This is a genomic window from Chromobacterium sinusclupearum (assembly GCF_002902845.1).
GTDB classification, from domain to species: Bacteria; Pseudomonadota; Gammaproteobacteria; order Burkholderiales; family Chromobacteriaceae; genus Chromobacterium; species Chromobacterium sinusclupearum.
Window position 1 is genome coordinate 336373 of the sequence record NZ_PPTF01000073.1, and the last position, 18152, is coordinate 354524.

Below are 18152 nucleotides of genomic sequence, written 5' to 3' on the forward strand. Positions count from 1 at the left end.
TTTTTTATCGGCCGCTGTCATCGACTATGATGTTACGACGCAGCCGCAAAATGCATCCGGCTCAACCATCGCCGCCGCAACGACGACGATGAACAACCGCAATGGAAACTTATGCAGGAACAAAACAAACAGGCGATGGCAGGCCTGACGCTGGCGGCGCTCGGCGTGGTATACGGCGATATCGGCACCAGCCCGCTGTATACGCTGCGCGAGTGCTTCACCGGACAAAACATTCCCACCACGCCTGACAACATCTTCGGCATCCTCTCGCTGATCTTCTGGTCGCTGATTTTCGTGGTGTCGATCAAATACGTCGCCTTCATTCTGCGCGCCGACAACCGCGGCGAAGGCGGCATCATGGCGCTGATGGCGCTGGCGCGGCACTACACCACCCACGCCGCGCGCTGGAAGATCGTATTGCTCGGCCTGTTCGGCGCCGCGCTGTTCTACGGCGACGCCATCATCACGCCGGCCATTTCGGTGCTGTCCGCGGCCGAAGGCATGGAGGTGCTGTCCCCGCAGATGCAGACCTGGGTGCTGCCGGTGGCGGTGACCGTGCTGCTGGGGCTGTTCCTGCTGCAGCGCTTCGGCACCGCCAAGGTGGGCATGATGTTCGGCCCGGTGATGATGGTCTGGTTCGCCACCATCGGCCTGATGGGCCTGAAGGAAATCCTGGTCACGCCGGCCGTGCTGCACGGCCTCAACCCGGTTTACGCCGTTCTCTTCATCCAGCAGCACGGCTTCCACGCCTTCCTGACGCTGGGTTCGGTGGTGCTGGCGCTGACCGGCGCCGAGGCGCTGTACGCCGATATGGGCCACTTCGGCAAGACGCCGATCCGCCGCGCCTGGTTCGCGCTGGTGCTGCCCGGCCTGGCCCTGAACTACTTCGGCCAGGGCGCGCTCCTGATGCGCGATCCGTCCGCCATCAAGAACCCGTTCTTCATCCTGGCGCCGGACTGGGGCCTGGTGCCGCTGATTGTCCTGGCCACGCTGGCGACCGTGATCGCCTCGCAGGCGGTGATCTCAGGCGCCTACTCCCTATCGCGCCAGGCCATCCAGCTCGGCTACAGCCCGCGCATGGAGGTGCAGCATACGTCGGCGCAGGAAATCGGCCAGATCTACATGCCCTTCATCAACTGGCTGTTGATGATCGCGGTGCTGATCGTGGTGCTGACTTTCCGCTCGTCCGACAGTCTGGCGGCGGCCTACGGCATCGCCGTCACCGGCACCATGCTGATCACCACGCTGCTGTTCTTCGTGGTCGCCCGCGTCAATTGGCGTTGGCCGCTGCCGCTGGCGCTGGGCATCACCCTGGTCTTCGGCATCATCGATCTGGCCTTTTTCAGCGCCAACTTCCATAAGATCGCCGATGGCGGCTGGCTGCCGCTGGCGATGGGCGCGGTGATCTTCCTGTTGATGAGCACTTGGAAACGCGGCCGCGAACTGTTGTTCAACCGCCTGCGCGAACAGGCGCTGCCGCTGGATGGCTTCATCGAAAACCTGGAAGCCTTCCCGCCGGCCCGGGTGCAGGGCACCGCGGTATTCCTGACCAGCACGCTGCACGGCGTGCCGCACGCGCTGCTGCACAATCTGAAGCACAACAAGGTGCTGCACGAACGGGTAGTGCTGATGACGGTGCGCACCGAGGACGTGCCCTACATCTCCGACGAGGACCGGCTGGACATCGTGCAGATGTCGGCATCGTTCTGGCGCGTGGTGGCGCGCTACGGCTTCAAGGAAGACCCGAATGTGCTGCAGGTGATTGAAATGTGCGCCAAGGAAGGCTTCGAAATGGAGCTGATGGACACCTCGTTCTTCCTGTCGCGAGAAACCATCGTCCCCACCGACCACCCCGGCATGGCGCTCTGGCGCGAGAAGCTGTTCGTTTGGATGAGCAAGAACGCGCTGCGGGCGACCGATTTCTTCCAGGTGCCGACCAACCGCGTGGTGGAGCTTGGGGCGCAAGTGGAGCTGTAGATCCGCCGCCAAAACCGCTCACAGGCGCGTCCATCCGGACGCGCCTTTTTCATGGCCGCTCAACACGGCGCGTCCTGGCGGAACTGGATGCGCGACGGCTGCGGCCAGCGCAGGGCTTGCTCATACTGTTCGCAGAAGCGCGCCAGCGCCAGGGAAATGGTCATCGGCCAGATCCGCTCCGGCAGCGGCTGCACCCCCATCAGGATGGGCCACGGCTGCCGGTCCGGCGGCATCAGGTCGCGCCGCTCGGTCGCCTGCAGCCGGGCGTCGGCCAAGGCCAGCTCGGCCCTGTCCTCGCCATTGAGCTGGAGTTCGAAACGCGCCTCCACCGCCGCCGCCAGCCGCCGCGATTCGGGCGCGCCTCCCTCACCATCGGCTCGCACCACCTCGCCGGCATAGGCCTTGGCCGCCCCATGCAGCAAGCCGGCCAGCTGCAGCCGCCCTGGCAGGATTTCCGTCATCCGCACCGCATGCTCGGCCTCGCTGTAGAACTGGCGGCAGGCGCCGCCAAAGCGGCAAAGATGCGCCAGATGGTGGGCGATATCGACGATGTCTATGTCCTCCGGCCGCGGGTCCATCACATTCAGGTACCGCCCGGAAACGGTCTGTATATACGCGCCCCTCATTTGTCCTCCCGCCCGCGCCGCTGTCTCTGATTGCATTTGTCTGATTCCTATCCAGCTCTCGTGCTTTTCACTTTTCCATTGCCCAATTCAATTGCAACGGCATAAAATTTCATCCGCAAAATATTGCGTCGGAAAATAAATAAAGAAATCGATATCTTCTGGCTTATTCACCTGAATCAAGAAAGCGCCGCCGCCAGATGAAAACCTGAAAACCAGACAATCGCCAAGCAGATAGTTTAAATTATCCTTTGAAAACAACAATAAACAGTCAACTTATGACATAAATCATAAGCAATCCAATCTAGCACAGCCGAACCTATTTCTTCCAGAAAAAATAGAATCCACCCAACCATCCATCTCAATACGATTTATCAGACAAGAGAATATTCACACTCAAACAATATAATGCAGGCAAACAAAACCACCCTCCCCCATTCGGTATTGCATAAATTCAAGCAAAGTGCGATACGCAGAATCCGCGATAAAAGAATTTCCCTCAGCGAGTTAGCCCGCATCACCGGCATCAAGCAGTCGACGCTGCATCGGGGCTTATATGAAGGACGGGAGCTGACCTTCAGCAATGCGCTTGCGATAAGCCGCGCGCTGGATATTGGCCTGGGCAGCGCCGCCGCAGGTGGCATGGCGCCCGTGATCCGCAGCTTTGACCAATTGGCCGCGTTAAGCGACGGCCGCCAGCCGATATGGGACGAGTTCATCCCCTTGGAGCCGTCGCTGGACGATTCGGTACTCGCCATAGACCAGGCGCTGTTCCGTCAGCGCGTATTCCCGCGCCGCTCGGTGGTGGTCGTGCAAACCGCCCCGCCCTGGCATGGCCGGGCCGTATTCGCAGACCGCGGCGCGCTCAGCCTGGAAGACAACGGCCACGCGGCCTTCGGCTGCGTGGTGGCCATCATTTTTCGGAAAAACACATGAAACGACTCCAAGACCTGGCCAGCCGCGCGCTGGCCTGCATCGATCCCATCGTGATCCTGTCCTTCCTGATCCTGATCTCGGCGATCGCGTCCAATCTGACCTCCTACAAGGTGATCCAGGTCTTCGGCACCGAGGCCAGCCTGGGCACATTCACCATGCCCATCATCCTGATGCTGCTCAACCCCATCACCGAGGTCTATGGCAAACAGCGCTCCAACCAGATCCTGTTCGCCACCTGCCTGGCGGAAATCCTGTTTGCCGCGTCCTTTACCGCGCTCAGCGTGTCGCAACGCGACTGCAGCCTGTTGCCGCTGGGCGAGCGCGGCCATTGCGCAGCGCTGAACCAGAGTTATGTGCTGATCAGCGAACACATCGTGCGCGGTTCGATCTCGTTCGCGATCGGCTGCCTGATCGGCAGCCAGTTCAACACCCGTTTCCTGCTCTATCTGAAGAGTTTGTGGTCGAGCCGGCTGTACTTCGTCCGCGACATCTTCTCGTCGGTGATCGGCGAAGTGGTGTATACCGCCATCTGCTTCATGATCGCCTTCTACGGCGTCTTCCCCTTCGCCACCATCGTGAAGATCTTCGCCTTCAGCCTGGTCTTCAAATTTTCATCCACCGTGGTGCTGTCCTGGATTTCCCAACTCATCGTCCAGTTGCTGTACCGCTATCAAGCCTGGATCGAAACCGTCCCCGGCGGCCGCAAGGTCAAATTCTCCTCCCGCTACCTGCAAGTATGAACATGATCAAGCTGCATTCCGTATCCGTCCCGCAAACCGCGCCGCATCCGCCGCTGTTCGCGCTGCAATCCAACTACGACTACACCGGCAAATACGCGCACCGCGCCCGCGCGGTCGAACGCGCCGCGCTCAGCGTACTGTTCTTCGGCGACCGCATCGCGCTGCTGCCGCGCAGCCGCAATGGCGTCCGCATCGCCGAGGCGCTGACGCCGTTGCTGGGCTTGATGCCCGACGCCAGCGCGCCTGGCGCGCGGCGTCTGCCGCTTGACCCGGCCGCGCCGCTGCCAACCCGTCTGCAGCCCTTGCTGGACTTGCCCGCGCGCTTCGATGCCGACCCGCATTTCGGCCTCTACGGCTTCTTCTGCTATGAGCTGATCCACGCCAAGCTGGGACTGGGCAGCGGCGTGCTGGGCGTGTTCCACCTGCCGGAGAGGCTGATCGTGGACGGCGTGGCCGTGGACTATCTGCTCGACCCGGCCGATGCCGGCGGCGAAGCCTGGCCGCTGGCGCTGGGGCCGCTGCTGGACGCCGACGACTTCGCCGCCGGCCGTGGCCAGCCCTACCCGCGCATGTACGATATCGCCAGCCAGCGCATCGCCGACGGCGCGCTGCGCTCGGTCAACCCCAGCTTCGCCATTCAGCGCCCCTGCGCGCGAGACGCCTACCAGATTCACCGCGACCTGCTGCAACGCAATCCCGCTCCGTACAACCTGTATTTCGACGGCGGGGACTTCCAGCTGGCCGGCTCTTCGCCGGCGATGTTCCTGCGGCTGCGCGACGGGCGGCTCAGCACCAGCCCGATCTGCGGCACCGTCGCGCGCGGCCGCGATGAAGCCGAAGACCGGCTGCAAGTGGAGAAACTGCTGGCGTCGGACAAGGACAAGTTCGAACTGGAAGAATGCGTGCGCGCCGACATCCTGGCCAAGGAGGCCTGCTGCGAAGACATCCGCGTCGACGTAGCGCGGGAAGTGGAACGCTTCGCCAACGTGTTCCACACCTCGGCCAGCATCAGCGCGCGGCTGAAGCCAGGCAAAACGCTGGCTGACGCCATCTGCGACCACCTGTGGCCCGCCACCGTCATCGGCACGCCGGTGGATGCCGCCGCCCGGCTGCTGGCCGAACACGAAACCCGCTACTGGTACGCCGGCGCCTGCGGTTATGTTTGCGCCGGCGAGACGGAGCTGGGCACCGTGATCCGCAGCGCGCTGCTGGCGCACGGCATGGCCAGCACCCGCGTGGGCAGCACGTTGAGCGCGCGCTCCAGCCCGGAACTGGAACGCGGCGAGTTGGAAGCCAAGGCCTCCTTGATCCTGGGGGTGTTGTGAGCGCGCTCACCATAGAAGACATCGACGCCGACTCGATCACGGTGCGGCTGGTCAACACCGCCCAGACCTATCGCCTCAGCCTGGAGCGGAAGGTGAAGCTGGCCGATCTGCGCGGCCTGCCGCGCGACGAGATCCTGCTGGCCGGCGTAGTGGCCGGCAAGGTCGCGCGCAAGCGTCCCGCCTTGCTGGCTCAATACGACTTTTCCGATGTCGCCGTCGCCGGCGATTTCCGGCCGCGGCATGTGGTCTTCGAACACAGCGTCGGCTTTGTCGAAAACGGCGACACGCGAGTGCAGCTGCCGTTCCGCGAATTGCTGGGCAATCTGGACGCCATTTCGCGGCTGAGCGACGAGGCGGCGTTTTACCTGGGCTTCAGCTACGCGCTGTTTGCGCTGCCGGGCGAGGCGCTGGCCTTCGGCGACCATCCCCGGCCGTATCTGAAACTGACATAGCGGCGAATGGCGCCGCTAGCCCAAGGCCAGGCCGCAGGCGGCCTGCGCCCGCTTCCAGTCGAACCACGGCCCAGGATCGGTCTTGCGGCCCGGCGCGATATGTTCGTGCCCGGTCATGGCCGACAAGGGCAGATGGCGTCTCAGCTCCATGCCCAGCGCCGCCAGCGTGCGGTATTGCGCCTCGCTGAACGGCTCGAAATCGCAGCCTTCCAGCTCCACGCCGATGGAGAAGTCATTGCACTTGTCGCGGCCGCGCCAGCTGGACACGCCGGCATGCCAGGCGCGCTTGCCCACCGGCACGAACTGCAGCAGCCGGCCGTCGCGACGGATGAAAAAGTGGGACGACACCCGGAGTTGATGGATGCCTTGATAGTACGGATGCTCGGCCGGGTCCAGCCGGTTGGCGAACAGCTGCTCCACGCCGGGTCCGCCGTAACGGAACGGCGGCAGGCTGATATTGTGCACCACCAGCAATTCCGGCACGCAGCCAGGGCCGCGCTCGTCGCAATTGGGCGACGGCTGCTGCAAGGCGCCGGTCACCCAGCCATCGGCGCCCAGCTTCAACGCCGGCGGCTCGGCCGGACGATACTCCAACCGCCACAAGGCCAAGCCATCGGTCGTGGTCCAGCGCTGGGTCTGCACGAATCCGGCCTTGTGGTACAGCGCCAGCGCCGCCTGGTTGACTTCCGCGGTGTCCACGCTGCAGCTTGATTCGTCCTGCAGCGCGCGGTTGAGCAAACGGTAGCCCCAGCCCTGTTCCAGATGTTCCGGGTCCACGACCGTGCGCTCGATGTGGATGCCGCCGTCGGGGCGGCGCGACACCACCACCAGGCCGCGCAGCGCCTCGCCCTCGAACGCGGCCAGGATGCGCTCGCGGCTGGCGCGCACCGCAGCCAGGTCCGGCCACAGCACCGGCAGGGCCGGATAATTCAGCCACGCCACTTCCAGTTGGTGGGCCGCCAGCTGCACGCGCAGCGCTTCCCGCGCCAGCCTGTCGTCGGCGCGATCCAGTTCCTTCACTTCGAACGGCAACTGCATGCTATTCCCTTGTTTTCCGCGCCGGATTCGCTCCGCGAAAATCCGGCTTGTGTTCCATCGCGCAAAGCGGTATCAAGAACATGCGCAGCAGGCGCGCACGCCACCTGCCATTATGACGGACAGTTTGCACTTGAGGCACGTCATGTCCTGGGCCTGAACTGTGCGGCACAATCTTGATTGACTCAATATGCTGGAGACCCCACATGCTCACGCTCAACACTATGGGCGCCAATCCCTCGCCCAGCTTCGATCAGCCGCTGGAAATGCTGCTGGCCTGCCATGACAAGATTCGCCGTTTCTGCGACCTGCTGGACAAACTGCCGCCGTATATCGAGGAAAATGGCGTCGACGAAGCCGCCCGCAACACCATAGACGACGTGGTGCGCTATTTCGACATCGCCGGCCCCGCCCATCATACCGATGAAGAAGAAGAACTGTTTCCGCTGATCGAGGAGCGGATTCCCACCGCCGCCTCGCGGCTGGAGCAATTATCGGCCGAGCATGGCTACCTGCATTCGTGCTGGAACGCCATCCGCGACGATCTGGTCGCGCTGCGCGACGGCCGCATCAAGCAGATCAGCAAGAACGAATTGCAGGAGTTCGCCCGCCAGTACCGCGATCACGCCGCGACCGAAGAAGCCTGGCTGTTTCCCGCCGCCGCCAGCACGCTAAGCCCGGAAGAGCTGAAGCTGGCCGGCGCCCGCATGGCCACGCGCCGGGCCGAAGCCGCCTGAACCCTCGCGTCGCTCCAAACAAAACGGGTTGCCCGCTCACGCCGGCAACCCGTTGTTACAACCGTCCGCGCGGGCTTAGGCGGTGAGCTTCAGCAACTGGGCGAATGCATCCTCGAACAGCTTCAGACCATCCTGCTGCAGCTTCTCGCCGGCGGCGCTCAGGTCGATGCCCGCGGCCTCCACTTCGGCCAACAGCGCCTTGGCCTGCTCCATGCCTTGCGGCAGCGTCAGCGCGGCGTTGCCATGATCGCGGAAGCAGCTCAGCGTGGCGTCCGGCACGGTATTGACGGTTTCGTCGCCGATCAGGCTCTCCACGTACAGCACGTCGCTGTAAGCGGCGTTCTTGGTGCCGGTGGAAGCCCACAGCAGGAACTGCGGACGGGCACCGGCGGCGCGCAGCTTGGCGAACTCTTCGCCGTGGAAGCGCTCCTGGTAACGGGCGTAAGCCGCCTTGGACAAGGCGATGGCCACCTTGCCCTTGTGCGGCTCGGCCACTTGCGGGTCGAGCAGGCTGTCTACGCGCGACAGGAAGAAACTGGCCACTGCCTTGACGCCGGCCACCGGCTTGCCGTCGGCCAGGCGCGCGGACAGGCCGGCGATATAGGCATCCCACACCGCTTCCACCTGCGGCAGCGAGAACAGCAGCGTGATGTTGACGTTGACGCCTTCGCGGGTCAGCTGCTGGAAGGCGCGGATGCCTTCTGCAGTGGCCGGAATCTTGATCATCGCGTTGGCGCGGCCGATTTCGGCCCACAGACGGCGCGCGGCGGCCAGGGTGCCGGCTTCGTCGCGCGACAGCTCCGGCGACACTTCCAGGCTGACGTAGCCGTCATTGCCCTGGCTGGCCTCGTATTGCGGCTGCAGCAGATCGCAGGCGGCCTGGATATCGGCCACCACCAGTTTCTCGTAGCGCGCTTCGGCGGACAGCCCGGCGTCCTGCTTCAGCACCGCCAGCTCGCCCTGATAGCTCGCGTCGGTGCTGATCGCCTTGTAGAAGATGGCCGGATTGGAGGTCACGCCGGCGATGCCGTCGTCGGCCAGCAGGCGCGACAGTTCGCCGGAGGCGATCAGTTCACGGGACAGATTGTCCAGCCAGATGCGCTGGCCGAACGGACGAATGGCTTGCAAACGATTCATGGTGAGGCGTCCAGAGGGAATTGCTTGAGGTAAAGACAGACATCGTAGCGCGCCGCAACCGCCGCGCCAAGAAAATTGTCGCGGCGGTTTGCGCTGGATCGAACGGGATCAGGCGGCCTGGCTGTCGTTGCGGCGTTCGCGCGGGAACACCACGCTGAAGGTGCTGCCCTTGTCCGGCTCGCTCTTGATCTCCAGCCGGGCATGATGCCGCGCCAGCACGTGCTTGACGATGGCAAGGCCCAGGCCGGTGCCGCCGCTGCCGCGGGAGCGGCCTCGGTCCACGCGGTAAAAACGCTCGGTCAGCCGCGGGATGTGCTCGCGCGGAATGCCGATGCCGGTGTCGCTGACCGAGAAGCGCAGCTGATCGCCCTCGTCCTGCCAGGCCAGCGTGATGCTGCCGCCTTCCGGCGTGTAGCGCACGGCATTGGACACCAGATTGCCGAAGGCGGAATGCAGCTCCTGGCTGCTGCCCCACAGGCCGCAATCGCAGTTGCGCAGCAGCTTGACCTGATGGCGGCCCTGCGACAGCCCTTCGGCCTCCACCATCAGCGTGTCCAGCATGTCTCGCATGTCCACCCGCTCGGAATTGACCGCCTTCGGGCTGTTTTCCAGCTTGGACAGCGTCAGCAGGTCTTCCACCAGGCTCTGCATCCGCCGCGACTGCTCCATCATCATCGGCAGGAACTGGCGGAACATTTGGTCGTTCACCTCGGGCATGTCGCTGAGCGTCTCCAGAAAGCCGCCCACCACGGTCAACGGGGTGCGCAACTCATGCGAAACGTTGGCGACGAAGTCGCGGTGCACCGTCTGCACCCGCTCCAACTGGGTGATGTCGCGCGTCAAAAGCAGTTTGCGGGTGGAGTCGAACGGCACCAATTGCAGCGAGATCACCAGCTCGCGCGGCTGGCTGAAGGTCAGCATCAGCGGCTGGCTGAAACTGGCGTTCTTCATATACGCATGGAAGGCCGGCTGGCGGATCAGGTTGAGAATCTGGTTGCCGACGTCGCGCTTGCGGTCCAGCCCCAGATGCTCCACCGCCATCGGATTGATCCACTCGATGCGGTCCAGCTCGTCCAGCACCACCACGCCGTCCGGCATCGCCTCGCCGGCGTTGATGAAGCGCTCCAGCACATGGGTGAGCTTTTTCTTGCTCTGGCTTTGCGTGCGCATGGTGCGGTACAGCGTCATGAACACGGTATGCCAGACGCCGAAGCCGTCCGGCACCCGCTCCGGCACCGGATGGCGCAGCCAGCGCATCAGCAACGCGATGTGATACAGATTGAAAGCGAGCCAGGCGCCCAGGCAAATCGCCAGCGCCAGCATCGCGGCGTCGGCCGATGATGAGACCCAGAAACCGCAGCTGATGACCGTGATGGTCACCAGCCACAGGGCGGTGCGTTGCAGGAATTCACGCATCGCGGCCTACTGCTGCACGGAGAAACGGTAGCCGGTGCCGCGAACCGTCTGGATCAGTCCGTCGTGCTTGGTACCTTCCAGCGCGCTGCGCAGACGGCGGATGTGCACGTCCACGGTGCGCTCCTCGACGAAGACGTGGTCGCCCCACACCTGATCCAGCAACTGGGCGCGCGAATGGACGCGCTCGGGGTGGGTCATAAAGAAATGCAGCAGGCGGAACTCGGTCGGACCCAGGTCGATCACATTGCCGTGACCGGTGACGCGGTGGGTCACCGGGTCCAGGCGCAGGCCCTGCACATCGACGGCGTCGTCGGTCATCTGCGGCGCGCGGCGGCGCAGCACCGCCTTGATGCGAGCCAGCAGTTCGCGCGGCGAAAACGGCTTGGTGATATAGTCGTCGGCGCCGGTTTCCAGGCCGATGATCTTGTCCTGCTCGTCCGAGCGGGCGGTCAACATGATGATGGGGATATGGCGGGTGCGCTCGTCGGCGCGCAGGCGCTTGGCCACATCCACGCCGCTGGCGCCGGGCAGCATCCAGTCCAGCAACACCAGGTCCGGCAGCGCGTTCCTCACCAGCGTCAGCGCCGCCTCGGCGGTGCCAGCGCGCAGCACATGATGGCCGGCCTGGGCCAGGTTGAAGGCGATCAGCTCCTGAATCGCCGGTTCGTCTTCCACGAGCAAGATATTGGCGGCCATATTCGGCTATCCTCGGTTTGATTTTGTGGCAAGGATACAAACGCCAGATGACACTAATATGACATGTCTTGAAACGTTCGCGAGCATTGTGCCGCATCCTTGCAGGAAGTTCCATGACCGCCAAAAAAAACGGGTCTGCCGCTGCGGCAGACCCGGAATGGTCGTCGTCAAAACATTGATCTGACAAGAGACCAGGGACAAAGAGATCACCAGGACAGTCTCAAATGAGGGGGTCGAGCGACACGCTCATCCGCAACCAATCTTGGAGAGGAACAGGAGGCGGGACATGCCGCCTGCTCCTGATTACGGGGTGCATTCTACGTAGCAATTCCGCTACGCGAGCATAAAAATCGAAGGATTTTTTCTATTTTCACCTTCGTTTGCCTGTTTCTTTCAACATTCCACCTTACAATCAAAACATGGACAGATTTGATCGAAAAATCCTTGCCGCACTGCATGAAAATGCCAGGATCAGCTTCGCCGAATTGGCGCGGCGCGTGAACCTGTCGGCGCCGGCGGTGGCGGACCGCGTGGCCAAGCTGGAACAGACCGGCGTGATCACCGGCTACCGCGCGCAGATCGACCCAGCACGGGTCGGCCTGCCGATTTCCTGCCTGATCGAATTGACAGTCAAGCACCTGGAGTACTACGTGGTGGTAGACGAAATCCGCAACACGCCGGAGGTGATCGAATGCGCGTCCATCACCGGCACCAGCGGCCTGATGATCAAGGTGGCGGTGGACACCATGCCCGCACTGCAGGCCCTGATCGCGCGGCTGATGCAGTTTGGCGATACCAAAACCTCCATCATCATCGATACGCCGGTAGCGCCGCGCATGCCCGCGCTGCACGAAGACGAATGAAAAAACGGCCGGGGCCCTTGCGGGCGCCAGCCGGAACAGAGAACAACTCTCCCTTACTCGATCAGGCTCAGCCTGCCACGTGCTTCACAAAGCGCAGCATGTTGCAGGTGTAGCCGTATTCGTTGTCGTACCAGGCCACCACCTTGATGAAGGTCTTGTCCAGCGCGATGCCGGCGTCGGCGTCGAAAGTGGACGGCGCGGTGTTGCCGACGAAGTCGGTGGACACCACTTTTTCATCGGTGTAGCCCAGCACGCCCTTCAGTTCGCCTTCGGAAGCGGCCTTCATCGCCTTGCAGATGTCGGCGTAGTCGGCTTCCTTCTCCAGCTCCACGGTCAGATCGACCACGGACACGTCGGAAGTCGGCACGCGGAAGGCCATGCCGGTCAGCTTCTTGTTCAGTTCCGGAATCACCTTGCCCACGGCCTTGGCGGCGCCGGTGGACGACGGAATGATGTTTTCCAGGATGCCGCGGCCGCCGCGCCAGTCTTTGGACGACGGACCATCCACGGTCTTCTGGGTGGCGGTGGCGGCATGCACGGTGCTCATCAGGCCGCGCTTGATGCCCCAGTTGTCATGCAGCACCTTGGCCACCGGGGCCAGGCAGTTGGTGGTGCAGGAAGCGGCGGAAACGATGGTTTCGCCGGCGTACTTGTCGTGGTTGACGCCGTAAACGAACATCGGGGTGTCGTCCTTGGACGGAGCGGACTGCACCACTTTCTTGGCGCCGGCATCGATGTGCTTCTGGCAGCCTTCCTTGGTCAGGAAGAAGCCGGTGCAGTCGATGACGATTTCGGCGTTCACTTCGTTCCACTTCAGGTTGGCCGGGTCTTTTTCCGCGGTCAGGCGGATGGTCTTACCGTTGACCACCAGGCTGCCGCCCTCCACCTTGACGTCGCCCTGGAAGCGGCCATGCACGGAGTCGTACTTCAGCATGTAAGCCAGGTATTCCGGATCGAGCAGGTCGTTGATGCCAACCACCTCAAGCTCCGGGAAGTCCTTGGCGATGGCGCGAAACACCATGCGACCGATGCGACCGAAACCGTTGATACCGACTTTGATAGCCATGATGAAGTCTCCTTGTCAGCTTGTGACAGCTCAATGAATGATTCGATGGTGGTAACGACGCCATCGAAATAGCGAATTCGGATCGCGGCCAAGGCCGCGCATGCCCTTAATAAAACAGCGCAAGGCCGATTTCCCGCCTTGCGCTGTCACTTTCCACTCATTTCACAATGTAATCAACACGCTACATCAAATGTTGATCATTTTACCGCGTCAGGCCTGTAAAACCGCCGCGTAAGGGGTGGCGTCGCCTTGCAGAACCACGTGCAATACGGTAGACGACACCGAGGTGACGCCGCTGGCGCCCAGTTGCTGCAAGGCGGCCTGGTCCACGCGGGCGGCATCGGCCACTTCCACGCGCAGCCGGCTGCCGGCCACCACTTCCACCTTGCGCACATTGCCCTCGCCGCCCAAAGCGGCCAGCCAGCGCGCCTTGTCGATGCTGGCGCCGCTGGCGGCAGCGGCCGACACCAGCTTCTCGGCGGCGGCTTGCGGCGCCGGGGCGCTTGCGCCGGAAGCCAGCGCGTTGCGGATTTCGTCGGCGATCAGGTCGGCTTCCGGCCCCAATACCACTTGCACGCTGCCGGCGGCCGGCTTGATCAGGCCGCGCGAGCCCAGCGCCTTCAGCGCCGCTTCGTTCACTTGCTCGTTGCTGGCCACCTGCAGACGCAGGCGGGTGGTGCAGGCGTCAACCGATTTCAAGTTGGCGGCACCGCCCAGCGCGTCGATGAAGGCGCGCGCGCGGCCGGTGCCGGCGGCAACCTCAGCCAGCGCCACGGCCACATCTTCGCGGCCCGGCGTCTTCAGATCGAACTTCTTGATGAAGAACACGAACAGCGCGTAGTAGACGGCAAAGTAGACTGCGCCCACCGGCAACAGCAGCAGCGGCTTGGTGGCGATGCCATAGTTGATGACGTAGTCGAACAGGCCGGCGGAGAAGCCGAAGCCCAGTTTCACGCCCAGCGTCTGCATGATGGCCATGGACAGACCGGTCAGCACCGCATGGATGCCGTACAGCACCGGGGCCAGGAACATGAAGGCGAATTCCACGGGCTCGGTCACGCCGGTCAGCATGGCGGTCAGCGCCATGGAGAACAGCAGGCCGCCGACAGCCGCCTTGTTTTCCGGCTTGGCGGTGCGGTACATCGCCAGACAGGCGGCCGGCAGGCCGAACATCATCACCGGGAACATGCCGGCCATGAACATGCCTGCGCTCTTGTCGCCGGCGAAGAAGCGGGTCAGGTCGCCATGCACCACCTTGCCGGCGGCTGTAGTGAAGTCGCCTACCTGGAACCAGACAATATTGTTGAGGATGTGGTGCAGGCCGGTAACGATCAGGACGCGGTTGAGCACGCCATAGAAGAACACGCCCACTTCGCCGGTCGCGATCAGCCATTTGCCCACGGCGTCAATGCCATGCTGCACCGGGGGCCAGACATAGCCCAGCACCGCCCCGAGCACCAGCATGCCAAAGCCGGTCACGATCGGCACGAAGCGCTTGCCGCCGAAAAAGGCCAGATAGCTGGGCAGCTTGATGTCCTTGTAGCGGTTATACAGATAACCCGCGATCAAACCGGACAGAATGCCGGACAGCACGCCCATATTGATCTTTTCGTCGATCACTTTCAGCACGGCGGTCAGCACCAGGAAACCGATGGCGCCGGCCAGGCCGGACGTGCCGTTGCCATCCTTGGCGAAGCCCACCGCCACGCCGATGGCGAAGATCAGCGCCAGGTTGCTGAAAATGGCGTCCCCCGCCTGCGCCATGAATTTGATGTCCAGCAGATCGGGCTGGCCCAGACGCAGCAGCAGGCCTGCCACCGGCAGCACGGCGATCGGCAGCATCAGGGCGCGCCCCAGCTGCTGTACGCCTGCAAATTTGTTCGTAGTACTCACAAGATCTCTCCCAGGTTAATTCTGGTGCCGTCTTATCAAACGGCGGCTCCCCAGCACTTTACAGCGTTAGATTCCCCGCGCCCTGCACAGGCAGAGGGTGACAACATCGTTACCCGCACATCCGTCTCCTGCGCCTTCCCCCGCCGCTCAGGCCTCCGACCCGGCGACAACCCGCGGGGGGAGACGCCCCGCGGGCCGCCACGGTCTGGAAGCGTCTAAAAGCAAAACAGCCCTAGACGCGGCGGGGAAACCTTCACATCCTTGCGCGCGCCCGCCTCAGCGGGTGCAGGTCACCTTGGACAGGTGGCGCGGCACATCGGGGTTCAGCCCGCGCGCCTCGGACAGCCTGGCAGCCATCAGGTAGAAGCTCTGAATCGCCAGCAGCGGGTCCAGCGCCTCGTCATCGGCCACGCTCAGCGTCAGGTCGCGGCTGTCCACGTCTGCTGGCGCGGCCAGCAAGACCTTGGCGCCGCGGCCGCGCATCTCGGCGGCCAGGGCGATCAGGCCCTGCTGCTCCGGTCCGCGCGGCGCGAACACCAAGAGCGGATAGCCTTCGTCGATCAACGCCATCGGGCCGTGCTTGATCTCGGCTCCGGAGAACGCCTCGGCCTGGATCGCGCAGGTTTCCTTGAACTTCAGCGCCGCTTCCAGCGCCACGGCAAAGCCCAGACCGCGGCCCACCACCATGATGCGTTCCGCCGGCTGCAGCACTTTGATGGCGGCGGACCAGTCCTGGGCCGCGGCCTCGGTCAGGCGCTGCGGCAGGTTCTCCAGCGCGGCCAGCAGGCCCGCGTCGTTCTGCCAGTGGGCCACCAGGCGGGCCACGGCCGACAGCGCGGTGATGTAGCTCTTGGTGGCGGCGACGCTCTTTTCCTCGCCGGCGCACAGCGGCGCCGCCCAATGGCAGGCTTCCGCCAACGGCGAGTGTGGCTTGTTGACCAGCGCCACGGTGTGGGCGCCGGCATCGGACAGGGCCTTCATGGTGTCGACTAGGTCCGGGCTTTGGCCGGATTGCGATACCGCGACGGCCAGCTGCCCCTTCACCGCCAGCGGCGACTGGTGCAGCGTGACGATGGACATCGGCAGCGACACCACCGGCACGCCGAGGCGCTGCATCGCCAGATAGGCGAAATAGCTGGCGGCGTGGTCGGAACTGCCGCGGGCCACGGTCAGCGCCAGCTGCGGACGGATGCGGGCCAGTTCGCGTCCCAGCGCGGCCAGGCCTTCATCGGCGTACATATGTTGCGCGGCCACCGCTTCGGCGGCGTACAGCGCTTCTTCAAGCATCAACGAGGCCAATTTCCTCTCCCTCAACGTAGACTTGCTGCAAATTCAGTTCCGGGTCCATCACCACGATGTCGGCCCAGGCGCCGGCTTCCAGGCGGCCACGTTCGGCCAGGCCCAGATAGTCGGCCGGGTACAGCGACAGGCGGTGCGAGGCATCCGCCAGCGGCAGGCCGATCTTCACCAGATTGCGCAGCGCCTGATCCATGGTCAGCGTGCTGCCGGCCAGGGTGCCGTCGGCCAGACGCACCCCGCCCATGCATTTGGTCACCGAGTGCGATCCCAGCTTGTACTGGCCGTCCGGCATCCCGGCGGCGGCGGTGGAATCGGTCACGCAGTAAAGGCGCGGAATGGCGCGCAAGGCGGTGCGGATGGCGCCCGGATGGACGTGGAGCAGATCGGGGATCAGCTCGGCGTACTCGGCATGCGCCAAGGCCGCGCCGACGACGCCGGGCTCGCGGTGATGCAGGCCGGTCATCGCATTGAAGAGGTGGGTAAAGCCGGACGCGCCCTGTTGCAGAGCCTCCACAGCCTGTTCGTAACTGCCCAGGGTGTGGCCCATCTGCACGCGCACGCCCTGGGCGCTGAGCAGACGGATGATGTCCATGTGGCCGGGGATTTCCGGCGCCAGGGTGATCAGCGAGATCGGCGCCAGCGCGCGGTAGGCGTCGATCTGCGCCATCGCCGCCTGACAGGCGTCGTCCGGCTGCGCGCCCAGCTTGCCGGGGTTGATGTACGGACCTTCCAGGTGCACGCCCAGCACGCGGCTGCCGGCCGGCGCCCGCTCCTTGCTGCAGCGGCCGATGTCCGCCAGCACGCGGGCGATTTCGTCCGGCGGCGCGGTCATGGTGGTGGCCAGCAGCGAGGTGGTGCCGAAACGGGCGTGCAGCCGCGCGACATGGGAGACGGCGTTGCCGCCCTCCATGATGTCCACGCCGCCGCCGCCGTGCACGTGCAGGTCGATGAAGCCGGGCAGAATGTAACGTTCCGGCTGCCGGCCCGATGCCAGGCTGGCGTCTATCGCTGCGATGCGGCCATCGGCCGCCAGGCGCACGGTGCCGTCCATCCAGCCGGAGGCGGTGAGGATGCGGCCCTGCAAGGTCTGGTTCAAAGTCATCGTTTCAGTTCGGCTACAAAGTCGTAATAATCGTTGCGGCAATAGGTGTCGGTCAGCTCGATCGCCACATTGTCGGCATTGAAGCCGATACGGGTGATCAACAGCATCGCCTCGCCCGGCCGGATGCCGGCGAGCTGGGCGATCTCGCCCGAAGCATTCACCGCCCGGATATGCTGCAGGGCGCGCACCACCGAATGTCCCGCCGCGTCCAGATGGGCGTACAGCGAAGTGCCCACCGACTGCGGGTCCGGCAGATACGCCACCGGCATCGTACTCATCTCAATCGCCATCACCACGCCGTCGGCGAGGCGCTGGCGCTTCAGCCGCGCCACCATCGAGGTCGGCGACAGCCCCAACTTGATCACTTCCTCGTTGCTGGGCGGAAACACCCCGCGCTCCAGCCATACCGAGGACGGCACGAAGCCGCGCAATCTCAACTGCTCGGTAAAGCCGGTCAAACGCGACAGCGGCTGCTCCAGCCTGGGCGTGATGAAGGTGCCCGATCCCTGGCGCCGGCGGATCATGCCCTGCTCCAGCAGCACATCCATCGCCTTGCGCGCGGTCACCCGCGAAATGCCCAGCTCTTCCGAAAACGTCCGTTCCGACGGCAGCGCCTCGTCTGCCTGCCACCAGCCGGCGTTGATCGCGTCGGCCAGCTTGCGCGACAGCTGCAGGTACAGCGGGGTGCTCAGGGTTTCATCCGGTTTCAATGCTTGCCAGCGGTTTTCCATGGTCGTCTGCAAGTGGTCTGAAAATGGCAGTGTAAGCCTAGTCTCCCGCCGCCGGTATCCCATCCCTGTTCCGAATGCCGCGTAATCCGTTCGCTACACTCCGCACGTTAATACCACATTAATA

17 protein-coding genes and 1 pseudogene are annotated in these 18152 nt (G+C 63.9%); 7 read left to right on the top strand and 11 right to left on the bottom strand.

Annotated elements, in window-relative coordinates; genetic code table 11:
- Positions 1–111: 111 nt before the first annotated feature.
- Complete coding sequence (kup, locus tag C2134_RS17355) at positions 112–1977, top strand: low affinity potassium transporter Kup (RefSeq protein WP_103321351.1); 1866 nt, start codon at positions 112–114, stop codon at positions 1975–1977.
- Between the two features lie 59 nt (positions 1978–2036).
- On the opposite strand, the gene C2134_RS17360 is transcribed toward kup, so the two are convergent.
- Complete coding sequence (locus C2134_RS17360) at positions 2037–2603, bottom strand: phosphohydrolase (RefSeq protein ID WP_103321352.1); 567 nt, start codon at positions 2601–2603, stop codon at positions 2037–2039.
- A 405-nt stretch (positions 2604–3008) separates the two neighbouring features.
- On the opposite strand from C2134_RS17360, the gene C2134_RS21340 reads away from it, so the two are divergent.
- Genes C2134_RS21340 through C2134_RS17375 form a run of 4 tightly spaced genes read left to right on the top strand, consistent with a single transcriptional unit; the run spans position 3009 to position 6053 of the window.
- The gene (locus C2134_RS21340; RefSeq protein WP_146042194.1) at positions 3009–3536 is read left to right on the top strand and encodes a helix-turn-helix domain-containing protein; all 528 of its coding nucleotides are present in this window, start codon (positions 3009–3011) and stop codon (positions 3534–3536) included.
- Positions 3533–4276, top strand: a complete 744-nt coding sequence (locus C2134_RS17365) for a queuosine precursor transporter (protein WP_158248802.1) — start codon at positions 3533–3535, stop codon at positions 4274–4276. Before C2134_RS21340 ends, C2134_RS17365 begins: the two co-directional genes overlap by 4 nt.
- A 2-nt stretch (positions 4277–4278) precedes the next feature.
- Positions 4279–5601 carry a chorismate-binding protein gene (locus C2134_RS17370; protein ID WP_158248803.1) on the top strand — a complete coding sequence of 441 codons (1323 nt, stop codon included), beginning with the start codon at positions 4279–4281 and terminating at the stop codon, positions 5599–5601.
- Positions 5598–6053: a hypothetical protein gene (locus C2134_RS17375; RefSeq protein WP_103321355.1), complete on the top strand. Its 456-nt coding sequence runs from the start codon at positions 5598–5600 to the stop codon at positions 6051–6053. The genes C2134_RS17370 and C2134_RS17375 overlap by 4 nt, the downstream gene beginning before the upstream one ends.
- A 15-nt stretch (positions 6054–6068) precedes the next feature.
- Here C2134_RS17375 and ampD read toward each other — a convergent pair whose 3' ends face one another.
- Both ampD and C2134_RS21965 read right to left on the bottom strand, forming a co-directional pair.
- Complete coding sequence (gene ampD / locus C2134_RS21960) at positions 6069–6617, bottom strand: 1,6-anhydro-N-acetylmuramyl-L-alanine amidase AmpD (protein WP_255408117.1); 549 nt, start codon at positions 6615–6617, stop codon at positions 6069–6071.
- A 45-nt stretch (positions 6618–6662) separates the two neighbouring features.
- A pseudogene (locus tag C2134_RS21965) lies at positions 6663–7091 on the bottom strand (GNAT family N-acetyltransferase); the annotation flags it as partial.
- Between the two features lie 203 nt (positions 7092–7294).
- Between C2134_RS21965 and C2134_RS17385 the strand changes: the two are divergent.
- Positions 7295–7825 (top strand): hemerythrin domain-containing protein, encoded by a 531-nt coding sequence (locus C2134_RS17385; RefSeq protein WP_103321357.1) that lies wholly within the window; start codon positions 7295–7297, stop codon positions 7823–7825.
- Positions 7826–7900: 75 nt separating this feature from the next.
- Here the strand turns inward: C2134_RS17385 and tal are convergent, their stop codons facing one another.
- The 3 genes from tal to phoB all read right to left on the bottom strand — a co-directional run bounded on the left by tal (position 7901) and on the right by phoB (position 11074).
- Positions 7901–8962: a transaldolase gene (gene tal, locus C2134_RS17390; RefSeq protein ID WP_103321358.1), complete on the bottom strand. Its 1062-nt coding sequence runs from the start codon at positions 8960–8962 to the stop codon at positions 7901–7903.
- Positions 8963–9070: 108 nt separating this feature from the next.
- Positions 9071–10378, bottom strand: a complete 1308-nt coding sequence (gene phoR / locus C2134_RS17395; RefSeq protein WP_103321359.1) for a phosphate regulon sensor histidine kinase PhoR — start codon at positions 10376–10378, stop codon at positions 9071–9073.
- Between the two features lie 6 nt (positions 10379–10384).
- Positions 10385–11074, bottom strand: a complete 690-nt coding sequence (gene phoB, locus C2134_RS17400) for a phosphate regulon transcriptional regulator PhoB (protein ID WP_103321360.1) — start codon at positions 11072–11074, stop codon at positions 10385–10387.
- A gap of 419 nt (positions 11075–11493) precedes the next feature.
- On the opposite strand from phoB, the gene C2134_RS17405 reads away from it, so the two are divergent.
- A complete protein-coding gene (locus tag C2134_RS17405; RefSeq protein WP_103321361.1) occupies positions 11494–11937 on the top strand; it encodes an Lrp/AsnC family transcriptional regulator in 444 nt (147 codons plus the stop codon).
- Between the two features lie 67 nt (positions 11938–12004).
- On the opposite strand, the gene gap is transcribed toward C2134_RS17405, so the two are convergent.
- From gap to C2134_RS17430, 5 genes are all read right to left on the bottom strand, one after another.
- Positions 12005–13003: a type I glyceraldehyde-3-phosphate dehydrogenase gene (gap, locus tag C2134_RS17410; RefSeq protein WP_011134115.1), complete on the bottom strand. Its 999-nt coding sequence runs from the start codon at positions 13001–13003 to the stop codon at positions 12005–12007.
- 210 nt (positions 13004–13213) lie between these two features.
- Complete coding sequence (gene nagE, locus C2134_RS17415) at positions 13214–14896, bottom strand: N-acetylglucosamine-specific PTS transporter subunit IIBC (RefSeq protein WP_103321362.1); 1683 nt, start codon at positions 14894–14896, stop codon at positions 13214–13216.
- A 276-nt stretch (positions 14897–15172) separates the two neighbouring features.
- Positions 15173–16183 carry an SIS domain-containing protein gene (locus C2134_RS17420; protein ID WP_103321363.1) on the bottom strand — a complete coding sequence of 337 codons (1011 nt, stop codon included), beginning with the start codon at positions 16181–16183 and terminating at the stop codon, positions 15173–15175.
- Complete coding sequence (gene nagA / locus C2134_RS17425) at positions 16176–17297, bottom strand: N-acetylglucosamine-6-phosphate deacetylase (protein WP_103321364.1); 1122 nt, start codon at positions 17295–17297, stop codon at positions 16176–16178. Before nagA ends, C2134_RS17420 begins: the two co-directional genes overlap by 8 nt.
- The gene (locus tag C2134_RS17430) at positions 17294–18028 is read right to left on the bottom strand and encodes a GntR family transcriptional regulator (RefSeq protein WP_043629116.1); all 735 of its coding nucleotides are present in this window, start codon (positions 18026–18028) and stop codon (positions 17294–17296) included. The genes nagA and C2134_RS17430 overlap by 4 nt, the downstream gene beginning before the upstream one ends.
- Positions 18029–18152 lie beyond the last annotated feature (124 nt).

Coding starts and splice junctions, on each gene's coding strand:
- kup (WP_103321351.1), top strand. CDS start 112: ATGCAGGAACAAAACAAACAGGCGATGGCAGGCCTGACGCTGGCGGCG.
- C2134_RS17360 (WP_103321352.1), bottom strand. CDS start 2,603: ATGAGGGGCGCGTATATACAGACCGTTTCCGGGCGGTACCTGAATGTG.
- C2134_RS21340 (WP_146042194.1), top strand. CDS start 3,009: ATGCAGGCAAACAAAACCACCCTCCCCCATTCGGTATTGCATAAATTC.
- C2134_RS17365 (WP_158248802.1), top strand. CDS start 3,533: ATGAAACGACTCCAAGACCTGGCCAGCCGCGCGCTGGCCTGCATCGAT.
- C2134_RS17370 (WP_158248803.1), top strand. CDS start 4,279: ATGATCAAGCTGCATTCCGTATCCGTCCCGCAAACCGCGCCGCATCCG.
- C2134_RS17385 (WP_103321357.1), top strand. CDS start 7,295: ATGCTCACGCTCAACACTATGGGCGCCAATCCCTCGCCCAGCTTCGAT.
- tal (WP_103321358.1), bottom strand. CDS start 8,962: ATGAATCGTTTGCAAGCCATTCGTCCGTTCGGCCAGCGCATCTGGCTG.
- phoR (WP_103321359.1), bottom strand. CDS start 10,378: ATGCGTGAATTCCTGCAACGCACCGCCCTGTGGCTGGTGACCATCACG.
- phoB (WP_103321360.1), bottom strand. CDS start 11,074: ATGGCCGCCAATATCTTGCTCGTGGAAGACGAACCGGCGATTCAGGAG.
- C2134_RS17405 (WP_103321361.1), top strand. CDS start 11,494: ATGGACAGATTTGATCGAAAAATCCTTGCCGCACTGCATGAAAATGCC.
- gap (WP_011134115.1), bottom strand. CDS start 13,003: ATGGCTATCAAAGTCGGTATCAACGGTTTCGGTCGCATCGGTCGCATG.
- C2134_RS17420 (WP_103321363.1), bottom strand. CDS start 16,183: ATGCTTGAAGAAGCGCTGTACGCCGCCGAAGCGGTGGCCGCGCAACAT.
- nagA (WP_103321364.1), bottom strand. CDS start 17,297: ATGACTTTGAACCAGACCTTGCAGGGCCGCATCCTCACCGCCTCCGGC.
- C2134_RS17430 (WP_043629116.1), bottom strand. CDS start 18,028: ATGGAAAACCGCTGGCAAGCATTGAAACCGGATGAAACCCTGAGCACC.